This window comes from Ensifer sp. EB106-05-01-XG146 (genome assembly GCF_058791875.1).
On record NZ_JBYTDX010000001.1, the window covers coordinates 1943038 to 1965495 of the forward strand.

Annotated in this window: 19 protein-coding genes and 1 riboswitch; of the genes, 6 read left to right on the forward strand and 13 right to left on the reverse strand. The window is 64.3% G+C overall.

Annotation, left to right across the window (positions count from 1 at the left end):
- Positions 1-55: 55 nt before the first annotated feature.
- The 7 genes from AC3WVQ_RS09585 to AC3WVQ_RS09615 form a co-directional block, all read right to left on the reverse strand.
- Positions 56-2863 carry a mechanosensitive ion channel family protein gene (locus AC3WVQ_RS09585; protein ID WP_176960255.1) on the reverse strand — a complete coding sequence of 936 codons (2808 nt, stop codon included), beginning with the start codon at positions 2861-2863 and terminating at the stop codon, positions 56-58.
- A gap of 126 nt (positions 2864-2989) precedes the next feature.
- Entirely contained in the window at positions 2990-3550 is a 561-nt protein-coding gene (locus tag AC3WVQ_RS09590) for a DUF924 family protein (RefSeq protein ID WP_060601111.1), read from the reverse strand.
- A gap of 93 nt (positions 3551-3643) precedes the next feature.
- Complete coding sequence (locus AC3WVQ_RS09595) at positions 3644-4627, reverse strand: FecCD family ABC transporter permease (RefSeq protein WP_060520775.1); 984 nt, start codon at positions 4625-4627, stop codon at positions 3644-3646.
- Between the two features lie 87 nt (positions 4628-4714).
- Positions 4715-5668, reverse strand: a complete 954-nt coding sequence (locus AC3WVQ_RS09600) for an ABC transporter substrate-binding protein (RefSeq protein WP_034788092.1) — start codon at positions 5666-5668, stop codon at positions 4715-4717.
- The gene (locus tag AC3WVQ_RS09605; protein ID WP_110818625.1) at positions 5665-6468 is read right to left on the reverse strand and encodes an ABC transporter ATP-binding protein; all 804 of its coding nucleotides are present in this window, start codon (positions 6466-6468) and stop codon (positions 5665-5667) included. The genes AC3WVQ_RS09600 and AC3WVQ_RS09605 overlap by 4 nt, the downstream gene beginning before the upstream one ends.
- 22 nt (positions 6469-6490) lie before the next feature.
- Entirely contained in the window at positions 6491-6904 is a 414-nt protein-coding gene (locus tag AC3WVQ_RS09610; protein WP_034788085.1) for a DUF1636 family protein, read from the reverse strand.
- A gap of 105 nt (positions 6905-7009) precedes the next feature.
- A riboswitch (cobalamin riboswitch) is annotated at positions 7010-7225 on the reverse strand.
- 177 nt (positions 7226-7402) lie between these two features.
- Complete coding sequence (locus tag AC3WVQ_RS09615) at positions 7403-7879, reverse strand: RidA family protein (RefSeq protein ID WP_210207566.1); 477 nt, start codon at positions 7877-7879, stop codon at positions 7403-7405.
- 481 nt (positions 7880-8360) lie between these two features.
- Here AC3WVQ_RS09615 and aspT point away from each other — a divergent pair, with 481 nt between their 5' ends.
- The 3 genes from aspT (at position 8361) to AC3WVQ_RS09630 (ending at position 13619) form a co-directional block, all read left to right on the forward strand.
- Positions 8361-10049: an aspartate-alanine antiporter gene (gene aspT / locus AC3WVQ_RS09620; protein ID WP_226020693.1), complete on the forward strand. Its 1689-nt coding sequence runs from the start codon at positions 8361-8363 to the stop codon at positions 10047-10049.
- Positions 10050-10107: 58 nt separating this feature from the next.
- Positions 10108-11760 carry a bifunctional aspartate transaminase/aspartate 4-decarboxylase gene (locus tag AC3WVQ_RS09625; protein WP_051659121.1) on the forward strand — a complete coding sequence of 551 codons (1653 nt, stop codon included), beginning with the start codon at positions 10108-10110 and terminating at the stop codon, positions 11758-11760.
- Between the two features lie 179 nt (positions 11761-11939).
- Positions 11940-13619: an aspartate:alanine exchanger family transporter gene (locus AC3WVQ_RS09630; protein ID WP_110818626.1), complete on the forward strand. Its 1680-nt coding sequence runs from the start codon at positions 11940-11942 to the stop codon at positions 13617-13619.
- A 177-nt stretch (positions 13620-13796) separates the two neighbouring features.
- On the opposite strand, the gene AC3WVQ_RS09635 is transcribed toward AC3WVQ_RS09630, so the two are convergent.
- The 3 genes from AC3WVQ_RS09635 to AC3WVQ_RS09645 all read right to left on the reverse strand — a co-directional run bounded on the left by AC3WVQ_RS09635 (position 13797) and on the right by AC3WVQ_RS09645 (position 16536).
- Positions 13797-14276: an SRPBCC family protein gene (locus tag AC3WVQ_RS09635; RefSeq protein WP_060584836.1), complete on the reverse strand. Its 480-nt coding sequence runs from the start codon at positions 14274-14276 to the stop codon at positions 13797-13799.
- Between the two features lie 120 nt (positions 14277-14396).
- The gene (locus AC3WVQ_RS09640) at positions 14397-16172 is read right to left on the reverse strand and encodes an SLC13 family permease (protein ID WP_090294054.1); all 1776 of its coding nucleotides are present in this window, start codon (positions 16170-16172) and stop codon (positions 14397-14399) included.
- Positions 16173-16380: 208 nt separating this feature from the next.
- Positions 16381-16536 carry a hypothetical protein gene (locus tag AC3WVQ_RS09645; RefSeq protein WP_156400733.1) on the reverse strand — a complete coding sequence of 52 codons (156 nt, stop codon included), beginning with the start codon at positions 16534-16536 and terminating at the stop codon, positions 16381-16383.
- 858 nt (positions 16537-17394) lie between these two features.
- Between AC3WVQ_RS09645 and AC3WVQ_RS09650 the strand changes: the two genes are divergently transcribed.
- Positions 17395-17694: a putative periplasmic lipoprotein gene (locus AC3WVQ_RS09650; RefSeq protein WP_034788071.1), complete on the forward strand. Its 300-nt coding sequence runs from the start codon at positions 17395-17397 to the stop codon at positions 17692-17694.
- Positions 17695-17712: 18 nt separating this feature from the next.
- Here the strand turns inward: AC3WVQ_RS09650 and AC3WVQ_RS09655 are convergent, their stop codons facing one another.
- Positions 17713-18606 (reverse strand): LysR substrate-binding domain-containing protein, encoded by an 894-nt coding sequence (locus AC3WVQ_RS09655; protein ID WP_034788068.1) that lies wholly within the window; start codon positions 18604-18606, stop codon positions 17713-17715.
- Between the two features lie 142 nt (positions 18607-18748).
- Here AC3WVQ_RS09655 and AC3WVQ_RS09660 point away from each other — a divergent pair, with 142 nt between their 5' ends.
- The gene (locus tag AC3WVQ_RS09660) at positions 18749-19141 is read left to right on the forward strand and encodes a RidA family protein (protein WP_060584830.1); all 393 of its coding nucleotides are present in this window, start codon (positions 18749-18751) and stop codon (positions 19139-19141) included.
- Between the two features lies 1 nt (position 19142).
- A complete protein-coding gene (locus tag AC3WVQ_RS09665; protein WP_090294058.1) occupies positions 19143-20255 on the forward strand; it encodes an NADH:flavin oxidoreductase in 1113 nt (370 codons plus the stop codon).
- A 72-nt stretch (positions 20256-20327) separates the two neighbouring features.
- On the opposite strand, the gene AC3WVQ_RS09670 is transcribed toward AC3WVQ_RS09665, so the two are convergent.
- Both AC3WVQ_RS09670 and AC3WVQ_RS09675 read right to left on the reverse strand, forming a co-directional pair.
- A complete protein-coding gene (locus tag AC3WVQ_RS09670; protein ID WP_090294060.1) occupies positions 20328-21293 on the reverse strand; it encodes an MBL fold metallo-hydrolase in 966 nt (321 codons plus the stop codon).
- A 74-nt stretch (positions 21294-21367) separates the two neighbouring features.
- Positions 21368-22384 (reverse strand): alpha/beta fold hydrolase, encoded by a 1017-nt coding sequence (locus AC3WVQ_RS09675; RefSeq protein ID WP_110818627.1) that lies wholly within the window; start codon positions 22382-22384, stop codon positions 21368-21370.
- Between the last annotated feature and the right edge of the window lie 74 nt (positions 22385-22458).

Genomic DNA, 22458 nt, shown 5'->3' on the forward strand with positions numbered 1-22458 from the left:
GAATTGCATGCTTTTTATGGCAGGCCGGCTGAATAGTGGCTGAACGGTCCGTTTATCAGCGGTTTGGGTTTGCCCGGCGGCTGGCGCTCCGGCGGCTGCTTGCCCCCTCCACTTCGCGCTCCTCGTCGAGCGGCGCCGCAGCGGCAGTTTTCTTGTCCGAAGCGGCAGACTTGGCTGCGGCCCTTTCCTCGGCGGAGGTGGCGCCCTTCGGCTCGCCGACCTCTTCCGGGTGGTGGCTTTCGATGCCGGTCTGGTCCTCGACCGGCACGTCCTCGATCTTGACCGGGAACGGCGCGCCGATGCCCTCGTCGCGGAAGCGTTCGTAGATCGAGACACGCAGGTCGTTGCGCACGCCGCCGCCGGTCAGGACGTCGGCCACGTAGATGCGCAATTCGAAGGTCATGCGGTCATCGCCAAAGGCGGTGAAGCCAACGCTCGGCGACGGGTTCTTCAAGACCATGGGATGGGCGGCCGCGATCTCGGCGAGCAGCTCCATGATCCGGCGCGGCTCGCTGGCATAGGTGACGGTGATGGCGATTTCGGAGCGGCCGAGCTTGTTGCGGTGCGTCCAGTTGCCGACCGAGGCGTTGATGAGCAGCGAGTTCGGCATCATGATCGACTGGTGCTGGAAGGTCTCGATCTCGGTCGCGCGGACAGAGATGCGCTTGACGAAACCTTCCGTCGTGCCGCTGACGATCCAGTCCCCCACCTTGAACGGGCGCTCGACGAGCAGGATGAGCCCCGAAACGAAGTTCGAGACAATGTTCTGCAGGCCGAAACCGACACCGAGCGAGAGAGCACCGGCAACGAGCGCGAGGTTGGAGAGGTCGATGCCGGCCGCCGACAGGCCGATCAGCCCCGCAAGCCCGACGCCGGTATAGCCGATGCCGGTGCGGATCGAATTGCGCACGCCCGCATCGACCCGGCTGCGTGCCATGATGTTGCCGTCGATCCAGCGCTGCACGAAACGGGTGACGGCGTAGCCGAGCGCGAAGAACAGGATGCCGGCGAGGATGCCAACCAGCGAAATCGTGATCGAGCCGATCTTGATCTCGGTCACCATCCGGTAGGCCCAGGACTCGATGTCGGCGACCTGGAAGCCCCACTGCAAGAGGATCAGCGGGATGAAGAACATCACGACCAGCGCGTAGATGCTGAGGCCCGCGGCAAGGCCGATCTGGTCGAGCGCCACCTGTTCGAGATTATAGCGCCGCTCGAGATAACGCCCGGCGGCGGTCTCGGCAAAGGCGCCCTGCTTGGCAACCGCCCGGCCGGTGAGGATGCCGATATACATCGTGACGAGGATCGCGCCCGTAATGATGATCTGCGTGGCGATGAAGCGGGCAAGACCGACATAGCCCGACACAGCGGCAATGATGAGCAAGGCGCCGGTCGCGAGCAGCGCGAAAGACACCACCCGCGGCCAGGCGCGGCCATGGGCGTCGAAGGATTCATCCTTCCTGAGCGTCGGCTTGATCCAGGCCGAAGCCATGATGATCAGGCCGATGACGATGGAGGCAATGTAGCTCTTGACGACGGTCAGGACGACAGGCGAACCGAGCGCCTCGCTGACGCCGCCGAAGAGGTAGTCGAGGCCGTTGACCAGCGCCATGGCGAAGATCGCGATCATCAGCATCCGCGCGCCGCGATCGGAAACCCGGACGAGCCGCCAGCGCGAATCGCGCGGCGACAACACGGCCTGAGCGAGCCTCGTCACGAAGAAGACGACGACGGCGACCCCGAGCGTGATTGCAATGATCGGTGCGATATCGGAACGCAGCACGTTGAAGCCGCGCAGGAACAGGAAGCTCGAGACCGCGAAGGCTGCCGACGCGATGGTCGGGATCAGTGTCGACCAGAATGCGACGGAGAGCCGCCGGAAGTAGCTCGGCTCCTCATCGGTAATGTCATGCTCGATCAGCGGGCGAAAGAGCCTGCGGCTGCCGGAAAGGAACACGAGCGCCGCCAGCAGCGACAGGAACAGCGCCGTCAGGAGCGGCACGCGCTTGTAGTTCCAGGCAAAGCTCAGCCAGCTCCCGACGCTGCGCGACAGCACCCGGGTCTCGTCCGCCGTCGCCGTCAGCGCGTCGTCGAACATTCCGGTCGACACTTCGGTGTTCTTCAGGAGCGTATTGGAAAACAGCGCGCGCCTTGTCGCGGTAATGGCGTTGGACAGCTTCGTCGCCTGCACCGACAGGCCTTCCGCCTCGCCGGTCAGCGCATTGATGGCACCACGTTCGGCCATCAGCCGCTTGCGCTCGGCCGTCACAATGTCGGCTTCGGGCGGTTGCCCCTCGGCCGGCGGATCGCCAAGTTCGGTCAGCCGCGCCTTGATTTCGTCGAGGCGCGGGCGGGTCGAAACCGAAACGCCGATGATCTGTTTGGCGAGCGCGTCGACCTGAACCTTGAGGTCGGCAAGCACGATGTCGTCGTCCTTGGCTTTCTCGACCCGTTCGGTCAGTCCCTTCAGTTCCTCGTCGGCCTTGGTCAGCTGCTCGGCCGCCTGGCTCTGGGCCGGCGGCGTCGCATCCGCCGGCAAGGCATCGGCCGCCGGCTGGGCATTCTGGGCAGGCTGTGTGGTTGTCGCCGCAGGTTCCGTGGCACCGGGGGTCGCCCCGTTCTCCGCTGGCTGCGCCTCCTGCGCCGGCTTGCCGGCAGCAGGCTGGGCGGCGGTCTGGGACGATTGTGCCCCTTGCGGCGATTGCGCCGGCTGTGTCGATTTCTGGCCCGCCTGCCCGTTTGCCTGTGCGGTTTGTTGCGCTGTCGGCTGCGCCGCCTTCTGGGCCATGACCGGGCCGCCCACGGCAAGCGCCAGCAGGCAGACGAGAATGGCGGGCAGTTTTCCGACAGAACGCAATTTCATGATCCTTGCAGATTGAGACCGTGGTCCGGAATCGCTCCGGCCGTCTTCACGTTTCGATGTGAATACGAAAGACGGCGGAAAGATGCAAAGAACGGCGATAAATCCCCGTCAGCGCCCGCTTTCCCGTTAAAAACCGGCGCCGGGCTGCGCCAGATAGGCAAGTTCGGCCTCCGTCGAGGGCCGCGCCAGGAAGGCGTTGCGATGCGGGAAACGACCGAACTGCTCGATCACCTCGCGGTGCCGGATGGCATAGTCGAGATAATCGGCATCGCCGAGCTCGGTAAAGAGCTTCACCGACATGGTCTGGTCGGTAAGGTTTTCCGAATGCTCGAAGGGCAGATAGACGAAGGCGCGCCATTCCGGCTTGATCGCCATGTCGGCACCGGCGCCAACGGCGAGCTTGGCCTCGTGCAGTGCCAGGCAATCGGTGGCAAAGGCGAGCGGCGTGCCGCGAAACATGTTGCGCGGCATCTGGTCCAAAAGCACGATCGCCGCCAGCCGGTTTTCCGGGCTCGCGCGCCAGATCTCGTCGACACCACGGGCCAGCGCCAGGTGCGACGCCTGGAAGCGGCTGATACAGGCCTGGTCGAGTTCGTGGCTCGTCCCGAACCAGTCGTCATAGGTGAGTTCGCCAAACCAGAAATTCAGAACGTCCTGCGGCGTGCAGATGTCAGCTTCGTTCGCCATATGCTCCTCACATGCGGGCCAATCGCCGATCCCTCGGCTGCGCTAACACATAGGCCGGAACCGGCCCTTGTCCATAACGTGTTCCTACCCGCCTTACGCGCGTCGCTTCAGGATGGCAATGAAGGCGATGCCGCCGACGAGCCCGGTGACGACGCCGATCGGCATGTCCTCCGGCGCCATGATGACGCGGGCCGCCAGATCCGCAAGGATGAGCGTCAGCGCCCCGAAGAAGGCCGAGAGCGGAATGACCCGCACGTTGTCGCTGCCGGCCAGAAGCCGCACGAAATGCGGCACCATCAGCCCGACGAAACCGATCGCGCCGGAAAAGGCGACCATCACCCCGGTCAGAAGTGCGGTGACGACGAACAGCGTCAGCCGGAAGCGGCGCACGGGAATGCCGAGCGTCATCGCGGTTTCGTCGCCCATGGCGAGCGCATTGATTTCGCGCGCCCGGATCATCAGCCAGCCGAGGGAGGCGAAAAGCACCACGCCGGGATAGACGAGCTGCGACCATTGCGCCAGGCCAAGACCGCCGAGCATCCAGAAGATGACCGTATGGGTCGCCCTCGGGTCCCCAAGGAAAATCATGAGGTTGCCGACGGATGTCAAGACGAAGGCGACCGCGACGCCGGCCAGCACGAGACGGTCGGCGCTGCTCCCGAGCACGCGGGAGACGAAGGCGACGAGCACGGTTGCGAGCAGCGCGCCGGCAAAGGCAAAGAGCGGCACCGTGGCAAGACCGAGGATCATGCCGGTGTGCAGCAGCGCCACGATCGCGCCGAGCGCGCCGCCGGAGGAAACGCCGAGCAGATGCGGATCGGCAAGTGGATTGCGCGTGACCGCCTGCAGCACGGCGCCAGTCAGCCCCAGCCCGGCGCCGACGAGGCCCGCCAGCATGACGCGCGGCAGGCGCACGTCCCAGACGATGCTCTCGCGCCCCGCCGACCAGAAAGCCTCGACGCTGCCCGGAGAAATCTTGCTGGCGATGATCGACCAGACGGTCGCAACCGGGATCGGCGCCGAGCCGAGCGATACGCCGGCCGTGACGGTCAAGGCCAGCAGCAAAAGCGCCGTCATGAGACCGGCACCCGCCTTCAGCGCCCGTGCCGGCGCTAGGCGTGAAACGGCGACGGGACCAGGCGACGCATCCTCAGCCAGCATCGCTTACAGGCCCTCGCCCTGAAAGGCCTTGGCAAGCCTGGCAATGGCGTCGATGTTGCGCGGGCCTGGCGTCGCTTCGACATAATCGAGCACGACGAAGCGATCGTTCTTGACGGCATCGACATTCTTGAAGGCTGCATTGTTCTTCATGAAGGCGATCTTGTCCTCGGCCTTCACCTCGCCGTAGTTGACGATGACCACCACTTCCGGGTTGCGCTCGATCACCGGTTCCCAGGAGATTTCCACCCAGCTCTTTTCCACGTCGTCCATGATGTTGGCGCCGCCGGCGGCCTCGATCATCGCCGTCGGAATGCCGAAGCGGCCGGAAGTAAACGGCTTCTCTTCGCCGGAATCATAGACGAAGACCCGCGTCGGGTTAGCCTTGCCGGCGTTCGCCTTGGTGATCTCGGCAAGCTGGCGGCGATAGCCGTCAACCAGCGTCTCGGCGCGATCCTCGACGCCGAAGATGCGGCCGAGATTGAGAAGATCGACGAACATGTCGTTCATATCAGGCTTCTGCTTGGCCATCACGTGGATGCAGGATTCGGTCAGCTCGTAGACGCCGATCTTGAAGGGCGCCAATGTCTCGGGCGTGACCTCGCCGCCGACCTTCATGCCGTAGTTCCAGCCGGCAAAGAGGAAATCGGCATCGGCGTTGAGCAGCACTTCCTTGGTCGGATATTTCTCCGAAAGCTCCGGCAGTTCCTTGACGCCTTCGCGCAGCTTCTCGTCCAGCGTCTTCCAGCCGGAAACGCCGGTATAGCCGACCATGCGGTCCTGGAGCCTCAGCGCCAGCATCATCTCCACCAGGTTGACGTCGTTGGCGATCGCCCGCTTCGGCGCCGCGTCGAAGGTCACCTCGCGGTTGCAGCTCTTGACGGTGACCGGATAGGCGAGCGCCGGCGTGGCGGCGGCAAGCACGAAAAGAAGGGAAAATGGGGCAATATTGATCTTCATGAAATCGATCCCTGTCGAGGAAGTGAAAAGGAAAAGCGGGCGCCGCCGGCAGCGGCATTGTGAACGGTGGCGGTGACGCCGAAGGCGGCCGAAAGCTCGCCGGGGCTGAGCACCTCTTCGGGCGGGCCGAAGGCCGTCAGCCGCCCGGCGGTCAAGATCGCGACATCTGTCGCAAACTCGGCGGCGAGATTGATGTCGTGCAGCGTCGAGACGATCGTCAGCTTCAGCGTCTGCAAGAGCTCGAGGATTTCGAGCTGGTGGCGGATGTCGAGATGGTTCGTCGGCTCGTCGAGGATGATGATGCGCGGTTCCTGTGCCAGCGCGCGGGCGATCAGCACCCGCTGCTTCTCACCGCCCGAAAGTGTGGCGAACTGGCGGCCGGCAAGATGGGCGAGATCGAGATGCGCGAGCGCATGCTGCACCCGCTCGCGGTCGAAATCGTTCCAGCCGCTCAAGCCCTCCCGCCGCGGAATGCGTCCCATCATCACGACGTCGCGCACGCTGAAGGGAAAATCGCCGGGCATCTCCTGCAAGACGACGGCGATTGTCCTTGCCGCCTCGCGCGCCGAGATCGACCAGAGATCGACGCCATCGACCGAAACACGGCCGGCATTCGGCTGCACCGCCCGGTAGAGGCAGCGCAGAAGCGAGGTCTTGCCGGCGCCATTCGGCCCGAGGATCGCAAGCCGGCTGCCGGCCGCGATCGCAAAGCCGATGTCGTTGACCAGCGTCAGGCCCGAACGCGGCCCCCAGCGAAGGCCCTCGACCGTGAGGGCTGCACCCGTTGCGTTGCAGCTCATGGGTTCGTTCCTCTGCGCGACCTCATTGGAAGTGCCCGCCGAGATCTTCGGAGACGAGCATCGCCGCGGGAATGCGGGCAAGCGTCTTGCCTTTCAGCCCGCGCGGCCGTTCCGCCGCCCGCGTCATGCCATCGCCACGCTCGGCATAGGTTGTGGCAAAGCGCACGAGATCGTCGATGTCCTCTTCCGGCGAGACGTCGCCGAAGAGATAGGTCGCCTTCCCCGTCGCCTGGAAGGCGATGGTGCAGGGCCGCGTGCAGGCCGCCATGCAGACCGTGCCGGCGATCGAGAAGTCGCGATCGAGCGGTGCGCCGAGCGCTGCGATGCTCAGGTTGAGCCGCTTGATCAGCTCGGCACCGGGCACGCATGGGCCGCCGGTGAAGCGGCAATCGGTGCAGACCGTTATCTTGTGCTGTCGGAAATTCGGCTCAGCCATTCCTGCCCTCCGCCGGACTGACGGCAAGAGATGGCGAAACGGCAAGAGGACGGAAAACCGTCGTATGAAAGCCAGTTCTTTTCCATCGGAACACCCCGTCCGTTGTGGTTGATCGGTTCGATGGCAGGTCTCCTGGCTCGCGGGTCGTGGCGCATCCACGTCTTCCCGGTCTTCGACCAGTGACATGGTGTGAATGCGCTTTCCGCTCACAGTTGCGGGGGCAGCCACGGTCTCGGCCCCATCAGGGTCGTCCGTTCCGTGTTCCCTTTTCAGCCGCTTCCGCATTGTCGCGGACGCAGCACCATCAACGCCTTCCTCGCATGAATCGGCGGATGAGACAACCGCACGACACAGGCGGGAGGGATCTATCAACATGCGGCGTTTCGTCATGCGAGGTTTGTTATAAAATAACATTACGTAGCGCAAGTCGAAAATTGGGCGCCGGACACAATCCGACGCCCGCGATAGCGACCACGCTAAAAGACGTGCCGTGCTGCCTCAGAACTCCGGCGGCAAGAGTTCGGCCGTCAGCGTCACCGCGACAGAGGCGTTGCCCGGCAGGTTGCGCACGCCGCAGACGGAGCGAACATGGCCGGCCCTTTCGCCAAAGGCGGCCGCCAGAAGCTCGGAAGCACCGTCGAGTACCTTCGGGTGCTCCAGGAAATCCTCAGTGCAGGCGACATATCCCTCCAGCCGGACGATCTGGCGAATACGCTCGAAACGGCCGAGATGCTCATGGATCTGCGCCAGCGCGTTGAGCACTGCCAACTCTGCGGCCTTGCGCCCCTCGTCGATGGTCACATCGCGCCCGAGCAGCCCCGTATGCACGAAGCGCCCGTCCAGCAATGGCCCCTGCATCGAAACATGAAGCATCTCACCCGCCTCGATCACCGCGCGGTAGGCGCCGAGCGGCCTCGGCGGCGTCGGGAGCTGAACGCCAAGTGCGCCGAGCCTTCGGATAACCTCGTCCATCATTGCTTCCCCTCCTCGTCACCTTACGAACCGGCCGCCTTGCGGAGACGACACCGCTTTTTTCTCAAGCCCTCGAAGTTCTGCCGCCCCTATCGCAAGCAGCAAGACGCGCCGTTCCGTGCCCAGCAACTTTTCCAAGCATAACCAAGAGAAAACGCCTCATGCCTCACGTTGGGAGATAACGTTACGAATTACAACACCAGAGTTGAAGTGCCATCGCGATCCGGGCCAGTGCCGCGGTCTTGCGATCGAATGCGACCGACACATCGCGGCGGCCTCGATCCCCAACCCCAAGTAAAAACGCTGAAATGTAACATACGTTACGCTCACGTAACCCTATGCCCGTTGAGAATTTCGACGACCGAAGCGACAATTGCCGGGATTAAGATTGGGCATCGACAAGCCTCGGAAACAAGCTCAACTTAGCCGCGCAGATCCCGAAATGAAGTGACGGCAACTCAACTTTCTGAAGGGAATAGCATCAGTGAATCCCATTGATTTCTTCGTCGACACGCTTCGGACCTATCCGCCTGTCGCCGTCTTCCTCGCCCTCGGCATCGGCTTCCTCATCGGTCCGATCAAGGTCGCGGGGTTCAACCTTGGAAATGTCACCGCCACGCTGCTTGCGGGCGTTCTCATCGGACAGCTGGGTATCCAGGTTTCCGGCGACCTGAAATCCACCCTGTTTTTGATTTTCCTCTTCGCCGTCGGCTACGGCGTCGGGCCGCAATTCGTGCGGGGCTTGAGCACCGATGGACCGAAACAGATCGCCTTTGCGCTCTCCGTGCTGGTGCTGTGCCTCGTCGTTCCCTATCTCTGCGCGCTGATTGCCGGGCTGCCGCTCGGCTATGGCGCCGGCATGTATGCCGGCTCGCAGACGATCTCGGCTGCAATCGGGGTTGCGACCGACCAGATCAATTCGCTCGGGCTGACGCCGGAGCAGGCCAAGACCTTTGCCGACCAGATCCCGATCGCCTATGCGGTGACCTATATCTGGGGCACGATCGGCTCGGCGATCATCCTCGCCCAGCTCGGTCCCAAGCTTCTCGGCATCGACCTTCCGGCGGCCTGCCGCGAATACGAGGCCAAGCTCGGCGGTGGCAGCGAAAGTAGCGAGCCCGGCATTACCCGCGCCTATCACGACTTCGGCCTCCGCGCCTATCGCGTCGACGCGGCAAGCGGGCTCACCGGAAAACCGGTCAAGGACATCCTTCCCGGGATCCGCGTCTTCGTCGAGCGCCTGCGGCGCGGCGACCAGATCATCGAGGCCGATGGCAACACCGTGCTGCAGCCGGGCGACGTCGTCGCCTTTTCGGGCCGGCGTTCGCTGCTCGTCGAAAACCTCGACAACAAGCTGCTCGAGGTCGAGGACAAGGAGCTGCTCAACGCGGAAGCCGAAGTCCTCGATGTCTACGTGACCAGCAAGGCGCTCGCCGGCAAGACGCTGGCGGAAGTCAGCACCATGGATTGGGCGCGCGGCGTCTATGCCCGCAAGATCATCCGCTCGCTGGTCGAGATCCCGGTGCTGCCCGGGACGACGGTCGAGCGCGGCGACATCGTCACCATCGGTGGCGCGAAACGCCATGTCGAAGCGGCGATCAAGGCGCTCGGCTTTGCCGACCGGCCTGTCGAGACGACCGACATCGCCTTTCTCGGCTGGGGGCTTTTCATCGGCGCGATGATCGGTGCGCTGACGATCACGATCGGCGGTATCCCGATCGGCCTTTCGACCTCCGGCGGCGCGCTTCTGGCCGGCCTCGTGCTCGGCTGGCTGCGCACCACCTACCCCGCCTTCGGCCGCATCCCGTCACCGGCGCTGTGGCTGATGAACACGCTCGGCCTCAACATCTTCATCGCCGTCGTCGGGATCGGCGCCGGCCCGGGCTTTGTCGCGGGCCTGCAGGAGGTCGGCATTTCGCTGTTCATCTGGGGCGTGGTCGCCACGTCGATCCCGATGATCGCCTCGGTGCTCCTCGGCCACTATGTCTTCAAGTTCCACCCGGCGATCCTGTTTGGCGCCTGCGCCGGTGTGCGAACGACGACGGCAGCGCTCGGCATGATCCAGGAGGCGGCCAAGAGCAAGGTGCCGGCGCTCGGCTACGGCATGCCCTACGCCATCGGAAACACGCTGCTGACCATCTTCGGCCTCGTCATCGTCATCATGCTCGCCTGAGGCGAACGGGCGAAGCCGACCATCGTTCAAAATGCATAGATCACAGGGAGTGTGGACCATGTTGGACAGAAATTTCTACGACAGCCTTTCCGATCTCAGCCCGTTCGAAATCAAGGACGAACTGATCAAGCTCGCCAAGTCGAGCTCACAGAAATCCGCCAAGGCTTTCCTCAATGCCGGCCGCGGCAACCCGAACTGGACGGCGACACGCGCTCGCGAGGCCTTCTTCCTGCTCGGCCAGTTTGCGCTGACGGAAGCCAAGCGCGCCTATTACGACCCGAAGGCCGGCGTGGCCGGCATGCCGCCGAAGGACGGCGCCCACGCGCGGTTCGAAAAGTGGACGAAGAAGCTGCTGCAAAACACGGCCGACTGGGACGAAGAGGATGAAGGCATCCCGCCGGCAAAGACGCTTTCCGACGCCGTCAACTACGCCATCACCACCTTCCGCTTCGATGCGGACGCCTTCGTGCACGAGCTCACGGACTCGATCATCGGCGACAACTATCCGGTTCCCGATCGGGCGCTGCACCACAACGAGATCATCACCCACGAATACCTGATGTGGGCAATGTGCGCCGGCCACCGACCGAAGGCAAAGTTCGACCTTTACCCGGTCGAAGGCGGCACCGCCGCCATGTGCTACATCTTCAAGGCACTGAAGAACGCCCGCCTGCTTAACGCCGGCGACACGATCGCGCTCGGAACGCCGATCTTCACGCCCTATCTCGAAATGCCGGAGCTGGAGGACTACGATCTCAAGACCATCAACGTCAGCGCCGAGCAGGAGGACCGGTTCCAGTTCACCGACGAAGACATCAAGGCGCTGGAGAACCCCAAGGTGAAGGCGTTGTTCCTGGTCAACCCCGGCAACCCGTCCGCCGTGGCGATGGATCCGGATTCGATCAAGCGCCTTGTCGATCTCGTCAACAAGAAGCGCCCCGACCTGATCGTGCTGACGGACGACGTCTACGGCACCTTCGTTCCGGGCTTCCAGTCGCTGCTTGGGCATCTGCCGCGCAACACGATCGGCGTCTACTCCTATTCGAAGTACTTCGGCTGCACCGGCTGGCGCCTCGGCGTCATTGCCGTCGCCGAGGACAACATCTTCGACGAGAAGATCAAGGCCCATGGCGAACCGATCCAGAAGCTCCTTGAAAAACGCTACAAGGCGATGACGCCGAAGCCGCGCGAGGTGAAGTTCATCGACCGCATCGTCGCCGACAGCCGCGACGTGGCCCTGAACCACACCGCCGGCCTGTCGCTGCCCCAGCAGGTGATGATGACGCTCTTCGGCCTGGTCGAGCTGATGGACGTCGAGAAGGCTTACCAGAAGGCCTGCATCGCCATCTGCACCAAGCGCTTCTGGAACCTGATCGAGGGCATGGGGGTCGAGTCCAATCCGGGCATCTATTTCGACCACTATTACGGTATCATCGACTTCGAGTTCTGGCTGCGCAAATATGTCGGCGAGGATGTCGTCACCTGGGTGAAGGACAACATCCACCCGCTCGACATTCCCTTCCGGCTTGCCGAGGACCACGGCATCGTGCTGCTCAACGGCTCGGGTTTCGATGCGCCGAGCTGGTCGGCACGCGTCTCCTTCGCCAACCTCAATGACGAAGCCTATTCGCAGATCGGCCGCGCCGTGCGCTCGGTGGCGCGCGGTTACGTCCAGACCTACCAGGCCGCCAAAGGCCTGAAGATCAGCTAGCCGATCGGGCGGCCGGCAGCCATGCCGGCCGCCCTTCCCCAACGCCTGGCCAGTGTTTCCCTCGGCCGACAAGCATCCCCGCATCTCCGGCTGGCGACTTTCTTTCCGCCGGCTCAGCGACCAGCGCATCATCCAGCTGAAGCGGCTTTCTTCGGCTTGGCACCGGGAGGAACCGCCGCGTGATCGACCACCTGTTCAGCATCCTGCGGGCGCATCCGGAGCTTGCCCTGTTCCTCGCGCTCGGCATCGGCTACGCGGTCGGCAAGATCACCATCTTCGGCGTCACCATCGGCGCCGTCACCGGCTGCCTGCTGGCGGGCGTGCTGATCGGCCAGACCGGTGCTGTGCTCTCCAACGACGTCAAGCAGGCGTTCTTCCTGCTCTTCCTCTTTGCCATCGGCTACCGCACCGGCCCGCAATTCTTCCAGAGCCTCAACGCCGACGCGCTGCCGCAGATCGCCGTCACCGTCACGCTCTGCGTCGTCGCGCTTGCCGTTGCGATCGTGCTGTCGATGCTCTTCGGCTTCGATCTTGGAACGGCAGCCGGGGTGCTCGCCGGCGGCGCGACGGAATCGGCGACCGTCGGCGTGGCGATCGACGCCTTCCGCAAGACGGCACCGACGCCGGAAGCGGCGAGCCAGTTCGAATCCGCCGTGGCGACCGGCTTTGCCGTCGCCTATCTCGTCGGTGTCGTGACCGCCATCCTCGTCCAGTCGCAACTGGCGCCGCGGATGTTTGGCCGCAGCCTCAAGGAGGCCTGCGCCGAGCTAGAAGCCGAACTGAAGATCGCGCCGCAGACGAGCGGCGACACCGCACGGCGCGAAATCGAGGCGCGCGCCTTCGTCATCGCCGACGCCCTCGTGGGGCTGACGGTCGCGGAAGCCGAAGCGCGCGTTCCCGAAAACCAGAAGGCCTATATCGAGCAGATCCGCCGGGGCGAGGAGATCATCACCCCAACGCCCAAGGAGCGCCTGCAGGCTGGAGACATCATCGCCGTTGCCGGTCTTCGCGGCTTCCTCGTCGAATATTCCAGTCGGATCGGCACCGAGATCGACGACCGCACGCTGCTCGATATCCCGGTTGAAGTGCTCGATATCGTGGTGACGAACAAGGAGGTTGCGGGAAAACGCCTGTGGCAGCTGAGGCAGCAGCCGGAAGCGCGCTCGGTGTTCCTGCGCGGCATCCTGCGCGCCGGCCAGCCGATCCCGATCTTTCCTGGCCTCACCGTCCGCCGTGGCGACGTGATGTCGATTGCCGGCGCCAGACGCCATGTCGAGGAGGTGGCGAAGCTGCTCGGCTATGCCGACCGTGAGACCACCGCAACCGACATGGTCTTTGTCGGCGTCTTCATCTTCCTCGGCGGCCTCATCGGCATCCCTGCCCTGAAACTCGGCGCGCTCGAAATCGGCCTCGGCGTCGCCGTCGGCGTGCTGATCGCGGGCCTTTGCGCCGGCTGGCTGCGCTCGGTCCGGCGCACCTTCGGTTTCGTGCCGGAGGCAACCCTCTGGTTCTTCGACAGCGTCGGGCTGTGCGCCTTCATCGCCTGCGTCGGAATCTCGGCCGGCCCGAGCTTTGTCGCCGGCCTCGTCCAGTCCGGCCCGGCGCTGGTCATCGCCAGCCTGCTGATCTGCCTGATCTCGCATCTGGCCGCACTTGCGCTCGGCCGCTGGGTCTTCGGCATGAACGAAGGCGTGCTCGCCGGCACCTGCTGTGGCGCCGGAACCTCAGCCCCGGCGCTTGCCGCCGTGCAGGAGGCGGCCGGAAGCAAGGTCCCGACACTCGGCTACGGTCTCGGCTACGCGATCGGCAACGTGCTGCTGGCGCTCTGGGGCGCGGTTCTCGTCACCGTTCTGGCGTAGCGCAGCGAGGCTCCGCTCGGTGTCGAACTGCGAGAAGGTGCGGTTGCGAGGGGGCCAGCCGACCGGACAACCCCGCCGCGGCGCGCCCTCTCGTTACGACACAAGAACGCGGGGCCCAAAGCTGCAGCGCCCGCAAATTGTGTCGAACGCGCCCGTCCGACTGCCGACCTCCAGGGGCTAGACGCCTTCCAGAAAGTGCGCTTTCTGCGCCGGATAATAGTCCGAAAATGACGGCAAAGCCTTGCCGGCGCGCGCGGCGACCAGCATATCGAGGTAATATTCCCAGCCCGGCCCGACGTCGCCTGCGAGTTTCGGGTCGCTCAAATGTTGAACCAGGCGCAGCTCCGTCGTGCCCCCCGTCTGCGTAAACGTCAACGCGATGCGCCACTCGCCGGCGTCATCCTTCATCACCACGACCAGGCGGTGCGGCGCGGCGCACTCCTCGATCAGGACATCCGTCCATGGCTGGCTTTTCTCATGGAGCAGTTGCAGCCGCACGGTCTTGCCGGGCCCCGCTTCGCCTTCCCAGCGGCCGAACCAGAGCGCGGTGCTCTCGGACTTTGTCACGCTCGTCCAAACGTCGGCGATGGGTGCATGAAACGTGCGCGTCAGGATCAGGTCATTGCCACTGACGTGGCCGGTGGGCTTGGGGCTCATGCCATCTTCTCCCTGCACGGATAGGCAAATCTGCGGCGGGCGCTACCGCGCGTCTACCTGTACACGGTAGCGGCTATTTATGCGAGCATCCCTGCCGGCGAGGCGCCAGTCGCACCACACCTAGCGCAGCGGCCACACCAGCATCAGTGTCGGGATGCTGACGATCACGATCACCACCGACAGCGGAAGGCCGAGGCGCGGATAGTCGCTGAACTTGTAGCCGCCCGGCCCCATGACCAGCGTGTTGCACTGGTGGCCGATGGGGGTGAGGAAATCGCAGCCGGCGCCGATGGCAACTGCCATCAGGAAGGCTTCCGGCTTGTAGCCGAGCGCGCCGGCGAAACTCGCGGCGATTGGCGCCATAACGAGCACGGTGGCGGCATTGTTGAGGAAAGGCGTCACCGCCATGGCGGCGAGCAGGATGATCGTCAGCGCGCCGGCCGGCGGCAGGCCTGCGGCAACCGTGCCGAGCCAGGCCGCAATGACATCGGTGCCCCCGGTCGTGCGCAAGGAATCGCTCACCGGGATCAGCGCCGCCAGCATCACCAGGATCGGCCCATCGACCGAGCGATAAAAATCGCGCAAGGGGATGATGCGGAAGACGACCATGGCGAGGGCTGCCGCGAAAAAGGCGATCGGCACCGGCACAAGTCCAACTGCCGTTGAGCCCATCGCGGCCGCCAGAACCAGAAGCGGCAGCGGTGCCTTTCGCGTCGTGCCAAGCAGGATCTCGCGCTGCGCCAGCGGCAGGCAGCCGAACTCCTGCAGGAAGAGCGTCAGTTCGCGCCGCGCGCCCTGCAGCACGATGATGTCGCCTGCCCTCAAGCGAATGCTGCCGAGTCGCTGCTTCAGCCTCTCGCCCTGGCGGCTGACGGCGAGCAGGTTGATGTTGTGGGTGTTGAACAGCGCCAGGCGCTGTGCCGACATGCCCTCGAGCGGCGAACCGCTGCCGACGACAGCTTCGATCGCCTCGATCTCGTCCCCGGCCTTTTCCCGCCCATGCGGCGCGCGGTCGCCGGCAATCTTCAGCTTGCCTTGCGAGACGATGCGATCGAGCGCTCCCGGACCGCCTTCAAAAATCAGGATGTCCTCGGCTTCGAGGGTAACGTCGGGAAGCGGCGCCAGATGCAGGCCGCGGCGAAAGATGGCGATGACGACAGCGCCGCCGTCGCCCAGTTTCACCAGATTGCTGAGCGCCTTGCCGATCGCCGGCGAACCGGCGGCAACAACCGCCTCGGACGTATAATCGGTGATCTCGATCGCCGAATGGACGGAGACATGGCTGCTGGAGCGCTGCGGCACCAGCTTGTAGGCAAAGAGCAGGAAGATGCAGCCGACCAGCGCCAGCGTCGCGCCGACGGGCGTGAAGTCGAACATCGTGAAGCTCTCGCCGGTCAGCTCCTGGCGCACGCGTGAGACGACGATGTTCGGCGACGTGCCGACCTGGGTCATCAGCCCACCGATCAGCGAGCCGAAGGCCATCGGCATCAGGAAAACCGAAGGCTGGACATTCGACCGCCGGGCAAACTGGAAGGCGACCGGCAGCATGATTGCCAGCGCCCCGATGTTCTTGATGAAGGCGGAAAGCACTGTCACCGTGATGACCAGCAGTGCGAGCTGGGCCCGGACCGATGAGATGTTCGGCAGGAACCGCTGGATGGCGGCGTCGACGATCCCCGAGCGCGCCACCCCGGCGCTGACGATCAGGGCGCTGCCGACGATGATGACGATGTCGTCGCTGAAACCATCGAAGGCATGATCGTAAGGCACGATGCCGACGGCGACCGCCAGCATCAGCGCCGAACAGGCGATCACGTCGTATCGAAACCGCCCCCAGATAAAGAAGACCATCATGGCGCCGATGACGAGAAACGCGAGAGACTGTTCGGCGGTCATGCAATATCCGGGTTCAGCGAAGAGACTGGGCGGGACGGAACGTGCGGCCGACACAAGCCGAAACGCGCAATCCGCGCAGAAGTTCACACAAGACGTAACCCATGTTTCGGCAAATCGGAATTCATCTCAGCGACAAATCTGGGCATGAGTGCGAAGCGCATGGACCGCCGGCCGCGCCCGGCGGCGAGGCGACAGCCCCTGCCGCCCGCTACTCGATGGTCCCGAATACGGCCGTCTCCAGCGTATCGATCGCCTCGTCCCGCTTCTTGCCCTTCATCAGAAATCTAACCATCCGCCAGGCGTCTCGCCCGCGCAGCGCAATGGTTATCTCGGCGGTGGCGTCCGGTTCCTTGAGCGACTTCATCGCCAGGCGCCCCTTGGCCGTTGATCATAACCGGCGTCCAGTCCGCGCTCGCCTCGTATCTCGCCCTCGCCTGCAGTTCGGCGAGCACCTCGGCATATGGCCGTTCGTTCATCGTTGCCGGGACCTGCTCGTGCCCGCCGCTTGCTTGGTCCGCGCTGATCGCGAAGAGCATGTTGTCGCGCCCGGGATCCTCGACGTGCCAGGCGGCCTCGAACGTCGTCTGCCAGCTTATCACCGGTTTGACGAAGGTCTGCATCGGGGGCGGCGGGCCACCAAGGCAGCCGGTATGTAAAGCAGCAGCATGTCGAAAATGCGCGCCAGAAAACGGGGCCATGGCCGGGCAAGCGGATATCCGGGCACTGGCGGCGGCACGTCGGCGGACGGTCCGGGTCCTGGCGTCGCGCGGCGGAGGCCGCTTTGATTTAGGCCATGTCGCAGGCCGGGATCCGCTCCCCGTGTCCCTGCCGCCAAACCAGCAGGTGAAAGCTCGTCCCGCGCGATCATCACCAGCAAAATGTTGTCGCTCACGGGCCCGTGTCGCTCGACCCGATCACATAGTGCCACGCTGCCATTTCGCCCCCAAAGGCGCGTCCAAAAAAGCTCGGAACGCACCCGAACGCTAGGTTGCGCGCAAGCCCGCCGCAGCTGTCGCGATCAGGCACTCCACAACTGGGACAAGCCGTGAACATTTGCAAGCATTGCTTGCTGGAATTCGCATGACAGAACTTGGAAATTTCCGTTTAAGCGCTACACTTTAGAAGAGAGTGCTGGACCGCACCGGCAACGATCGTCCAAGGCGTTTCCGCCTGACGCTTGACGCCGTGTGGGCCAGGCTCAGCCATTCTGAGGATCGCCGACATGAAACACGCTTTTGCCGCCCTCTCCGTCGTGCTGCTTCTCAGTGGCTGCACGGCGACCACCGGCCCCGACATCAGCTACGGTTACTCGCCGAACATGCAACCGATTCCTGGCAGCATCACCTATGGCGGGCAACCGCGTACCAAGCTGAAGAAGGCACCCGTCGGCAGCATCGTCCCGCACCAGTTCATCGATTCCTACGGCCGCAAGGTCTACGAGACCTATATCATCGAGCCCGACCGTTCGTTGCGCCTCACCAGTCGCCGTTGGGCGCCGGACTTCCTCGGCTTCGACGACTGAACGAGATCATCTCACGGATCAGGCATCGCCGCTGAACTGCGCGTGCACCCAATCGCGAAGCACGCGGGTCGCTGGCCGGTCCGCCATGCGCGGACTGTAGACCAAGTCGTATCGGTCGCTTTCCAGCGTCAGGTCGAACGGCTGGACGAGAATGCCGGAGGCAAGCTCCTCGGCGACCAGCGTGAGGCTCAAGAGGGCAATGCCCTGCCCGGCGATGGCCGACTGCACGGCATGGATCTCGTCGGTAAAGGAAAGCCCCGCGCCGGCCTCGACATCGGTGGCGCCAGCCCGTTCCAGCCATTGCCGCCAGACCGGCGCGCGCGCATCGTGGCGGCGCAGCGTGCCCCAATCGTAGTGGATGAGCGTCGCGTGCTTGAGGTCCGCGGCACTGGCCGGCGCCAGTCGCGGCACGCAAACCGGGGCGAAACGATCGGCGAACAGCGGTTCGGTGACGAGGCCCGGATAATCACCGCCGCCAAGGCGGATCGCTGCATCCGCATCCACCTCCAGATCGACCATCCGGTGGGAGGCGTCCAGCCTCAGCGTCCACTCGGGATAGGCTTCGCGGAAGGAACCGGCAAGCGGCGCCAGGCGCTTGGCGACGAAGGCGACGGTGGACGTCAACCGCGCCACCTTGCTCGCCTCCTGCCGGCGCATGTCGGCGATCGCCTGCTCGAAACGGTCGAGGCCATCACGCAGCACCGGAAAGAGCACCTGTCCCGCAGTGGTCAGCCGGACCTGCCGCGTCCCTCGTTCGAAGAGCTTGGTCTCCAGCATCTCCTCCAGCTGGCGGATCTGGTGGCTGACGGCAGTGGCCGAGACGTTCAGTTCCTCGGCCGCCAGCTTGAAGCTCATCCGCCGGGCGGCCGCTTCAAAGACCCTGAGTGCGCCGAGCGGCGGCAACTTCCTCATGATTTCCTCAATGGATGAACTCAGCTCATCTGTCGGCTGAGAAATCACTCTTTGTCAGCCGCCGAATGCCCCAGCATATTAGGATCAACAGCCAAGGCAACAGCGCCAAGATGAGAAAATCTCAAGCATGAAAGGACATCTTATGTCTCTCGAACAGGTCGTCACCCAGCCGGATCCCTACGCGCCCTTCCTGCTTTCCCAGGCGATCAAGGCCAATGGCTTCGTCTTCGTCTCCGGTCAGGCGGCAATCGGCGACGACGGCAAGCTCGTCGGCGTCGGCGACTTCGACCGCCAGGCCGAACAGGCGTTCCGCAATCTCGACCGGGCGCTCAAGGCGGCGGACTCTGGGTTAGACAAGATCGTCAAGGTCACGATCTTCCTGCGCTCCATGGAGAATTTCGCCAAGATCATCGAGCTGCGCCGCACGTGGTTTTCCGCCCCCTATCCCGCCGACAGCATCATCGAGGTCTCCTCGCTCTATTCACCGGACGCGCTGATCGAGATCGAAGCGATCGCGCTCGATGGAGGCAAGTGACATGAACGCACCGTTTGGCATCGCGTCCCCCGCCTTCACCGGCACCCGTCTCAAGCGGCTTGATTTCGCCAATCGCCTGTCCGTGGCGCCGATGACCCGCATCAGCGCCACGGCAGCCGGCGCGCCCAGCGAGCGCATGCAGCACTATTACCAGCGCTTCGCCCGCGGCGGCTTCAGCCTGATCACGACCGAGGGCATCTACACCGACAAGGCCTATTCCCAAACCTACAAGGACCAGCCAGGCCTGACCGACCGGGAACAGGCTCTCGCCTGGCGGCCGATCGTCGAGACGGTCCATGCGGAGGGCGGGCGAATCTTCGCACAACTGATGCACGGCGGCGCGCTGGCGCAGGGCAACCCGCACAGGCCCGAGACGGTAGGCCCCTCCGCCGTCCGGCCGAAGGGCAGCCAGTTGACCGGTTATCACGGCGACGGCCCCTATGCCCTGCCGCGCGAGATCAGCGATTCCGAAATCGCCGAGGCGATCGAAGGCTTCGCCAGTGCCGCCCGGTTTGCAATCGAGGTTGCCGGTTTCGACGGCATCGAGATCCACGGCGCCAACGGCTATCTGCTCGATCAGTTCTTCACCGACTTTTCGAACCGGCGGGCGGATCGTTGGGGTGGAGATATCGTTGAGCGGCTGGGCCTGTCGCTCGAAGTGCTGAAGGCAGTGCGCGTGGCGATCGGCCCCGACGTCCCGCTGGGGCTGCGGCTCTCCCAGGGTAAGGTCAACGACTTCAGGCACAAATGGGCAGAACGCGAACAAGGTGCAGCCCGCGTGTTCGAGGCGCTCGCCGAAAGCCCGGCAGACTTCGTGCACGTGACCGAGTTCGAAGCCTGGAAGCCGGCCTTCGAGGGCGGCGACGCCTCGCTCGTTTCCCTCGCCCGCCGCCACGCGCCGCGCCTGTTCATCATCGCCAACGGCAGCCTGCACGATCTCGCCCGCGCCGAGGAGGTGATGGAAGCCGGTGCCGACATGATCGCGCTTGGCCGCGGCGCGCTCGTCAATCCCGACTGGCCACAGCTCACCGCGAAACGCACCGCTCTGCGTCCGTTCGACCTGCCGTTCCTTGCGCCGATCAGCGATATCAAGGACAGCGAACTGGCTCTCTGAATGTAGAGAAACGGGCGCGCCCCGCAGGAGGCGCGCCCGTCAACTGTCCTAGTGATTGCCGGCTCCAGGCGGTCACCCCGCCGCCACGAAGCGATAGGCCGCCCCGTTGCGCTCCGCCCGCCCGATCCCCGGATAGGCCCAATGATAGCCAAGCAGCGCCAGCCGCTCCGACGCGGCCCGGTCGATCAGGGCCTTGCGATTCTTCAAGGCCAGCTCCGCATCTGTGTCGAAGCCGAAATGCCAGTCGGGGTGCTCAAAGAAGACGATGTTGCTGGTGACCGCATCGCCCGTGATCACCAAGCCCTCATGTCCGGCGCCGTCACCGCCGGAAAGCTGAAGCGAGATATGACCGGGTGTGTGGCCCCGCGTGTCGAGCACCTGCATGCCGCTGACGATTTCGTCGCCGGGCTTCACCAGGGTCAGCCGGTCCTTGACCGCAAAGAGATCGCGCTGCGCACCCTTGGCAAAGCCATGAAGCACCTGCGGCATGGTCTTTTCGAAGTTGGGATCGGTCCAGAACCGCCATTCCCCCTCCGAAACGAAGTACTGCGCATTCGGAAAGGCGAGCGTGCCGTCGGCGCCAACGGTGCCGCCCGCATGGTCAGGATGGGCATGCGTCAGCACCACCTTCGTCACCGCACTCGGGTCGATGCCGGCCGCAAGCAGATTGGCGTGAAGCTTGCCGGCGCTCTCCTGGAAACGTGTGCCCGAGCCGTCGTCGACCACGATCAGATCGTCGCCAGTGCGAATGACCGGAATATTGGTGTGAAACGGCGCCTTTTCGGGAGTGCCGCCAAGCCGGCGCATGATCTCCGGCCGCTCTTCCGCCGTTGCATCCGGCAGCACGATGCTGACCGGCAGCATGATGAAGCCGTCGCTGACGACGGAAATATCGAAGCCGCCATGCCGGAAACGTTTGATATCTGCGGCATGGGCACCTTTCAGCAGCAGGGCGGAGGCTGCAAGCGCACCGGTGCCTGCAAGGAATTCACGACGGCCGGGGCCGGAGACGTCGGTGGGATTGTGGGAAGAGGTCATGGCTCTGATCCTTGGCTGAAGCGTTTGACATAGGGTGCCGGCGCCACCTGCGAGGCGGCGCCGGCGAACAACCATCAGGCCTTGGCGAAGGCGAGCAGGTCGGCGTTGAGCTGGTCCTTGTGGGTGTCGGTGATGCCGTGCGGTGCGCCGACATAGACCTTGAGGTCCGCATGCGGCACCAGCGTCTTCGAGGCCCGTGCCGCCGCATCGATCGGCACGATCTGGTCGTCGTCGCCATGGATGATCAGCGTCGGCACGTCGAACTTCTTCAGGTCCTCGGTAAAGTCGGTCTGCGAGAAGGCGACGATCGAGTCATAGGTGTTCTTGTGTCCCCCCATCATGCCCTGCAGCCAGAAGCTGTCGATCATGCCCTGAGAGGCGACCGCGCCCGGGCGGTTGAAGCCGAAGAACGGACCGGACGCGATGTCGCGGTAGAGCTTCGAGCGATCCTTCAGGCTTGCCGCCTGCAGGCCGTCGAAGACTTCCTTCGGCAGGCCGCCGGGGTTCCTGTCGGTCTTGACCATCAGCGGCGGCACGGCCGAGATCAAACCGGCCCTGGCGATCCGGCTGGTGCCGTGGCGGCCGATATAGCGGCTGATTTCGCCGCCGCCGGTCGAAAACCCGGCAAGGAAGACACCCTTGAGATCGAGCGCGTTGATCAGATCCGCGAGGTCGTCGGCATAGTGGTCCATGTCGTTGCCGTCCCAGGGCTGCGACGAGCGGCCGTGGCCGCGGCGGTCATGGGTGACGACGCGGAAGCCGTTGGCGGCAAGGTGGAAGGCCTGCGCCTCCCAGCTGTCGGACGACAGCGGCCAGCCGTGGCTGAGCACGACGACCGGGCCATCCTTCGGACCCCAGTCCTTGTAATAGATCTCGACGCCATCGCGGGTGATGATGCGGCTGCCCATGGTGTTTGCTCCCTTAGTGCCGGACGCGCCGGCGGTTGTTGCGGTGGTGGATGCGGCCTTGGCCGACGTGTTCATGGCATTGACCGCGGCTGCCGTCGCGGCAGCGCCAAAGGCGGCCGAGAGAATGCTGCGGCGGGAGATGCCGTTGGAAACGCTTGCGGAAACTGCTTTTGCCTGTGTCATTGTCCTCACCTCTTTGATCTCTGTTGCTCGGGCTTCCATTCGGCGGAAGCGATGGTTGAATTGATAAATCGGTG

Excerpts from the sequence above, each read along its gene's own strand:
- AC3WVQ_RS09585 (WP_176960255.1), bottom strand. The coding sequence starts at position 2,863 with ATGAAATTGCGTTCTGTCGGAAAACTGCCCGCCATTCTCGTCTGCCTG.
- AC3WVQ_RS09590 (WP_060601111.1), bottom strand. The coding sequence starts at position 3,550 with ATGGCGAACGAAGCTGACATCTGCACGCCGCAGGACGTTCTGAATTTC.
- AC3WVQ_RS09595 (WP_060520775.1), bottom strand. The coding sequence starts at position 4,627 with ATGACGGCGCTTTTGCTGCTGGCCTTGACCGTCACGGCCGGCGTATCG.
- AC3WVQ_RS09600 (WP_034788092.1), bottom strand. The coding sequence starts at position 5,668 with ATGAAGATCAATATTGCCCCATTTTCCCTTCTTTTCGTGCTTGCCGCC.
- AC3WVQ_RS09605 (WP_110818625.1), bottom strand. The coding sequence starts at position 6,468 with ATGAGCTGCAACGCAACGGGTGCAGCCCTCACGGTCGAGGGCCTTCGC.
- AC3WVQ_RS09610 (WP_034788085.1), bottom strand. The coding sequence starts at position 6,904 with ATGGCTGAGCCGAATTTCCGACAGCACAAGATAACGGTCTGCACCGAT.
- AC3WVQ_RS09615 (WP_210207566.1), bottom strand. The coding sequence starts at position 7,879 with ATGATGGACGAGGTTATCCGAAGGCTCGGCGCACTTGGCGTTCAGCTC.
- AC3WVQ_RS09625 (WP_051659121.1), top strand. The coding sequence starts at position 10,108 with ATGTTGGACAGAAATTTCTACGACAGCCTTTCCGATCTCAGCCCGTTC.
- AC3WVQ_RS09635 (WP_060584836.1), bottom strand. The coding sequence starts at position 14,276 with ATGAGCCCCAAGCCCACCGGCCACGTCAGTGGCAATGACCTGATCCTG.
- AC3WVQ_RS09640 (WP_090294054.1), bottom strand. The coding sequence starts at position 16,172 with ATGACCGCCGAACAGTCTCTCGCGTTTCTCGTCATCGGCGCCATGATG.
- AC3WVQ_RS09645 (WP_156400733.1), bottom strand. The coding sequence starts at position 16,536 with ATGAAGTCGCTCAAGGAACCGGACGCCACCGCCGAGATAACCATTGCG.
- AC3WVQ_RS09650 (WP_034788071.1), top strand. The coding sequence starts at position 17,395 with ATGAAACACGCTTTTGCCGCCCTCTCCGTCGTGCTGCTTCTCAGTGGC.
- AC3WVQ_RS09655 (WP_034788068.1), bottom strand. The coding sequence starts at position 18,606 with ATGAGGAAGTTGCCGCCGCTCGGCGCACTCAGGGTCTTTGAAGCGGCC.
- AC3WVQ_RS09660 (WP_060584830.1), top strand. The coding sequence starts at position 18,749 with ATGTCTCTCGAACAGGTCGTCACCCAGCCGGATCCCTACGCGCCCTTC.
- AC3WVQ_RS09665 (WP_090294058.1), top strand. The coding sequence starts at position 19,143 with ATGAACGCACCGTTTGGCATCGCGTCCCCCGCCTTCACCGGCACCCGT.
- AC3WVQ_RS09670 (WP_090294060.1), bottom strand. The coding sequence starts at position 21,293 with ATGACCTCTTCCCACAATCCCACCGACGTCTCCGGCCCCGGCCGTCGT.
- AC3WVQ_RS09675 (WP_110818627.1), bottom strand. The coding sequence starts at position 22,384 with ATGACACAGGCAAAAGCAGTTTCCGCAAGCGTTTCCAACGGCATCTCC.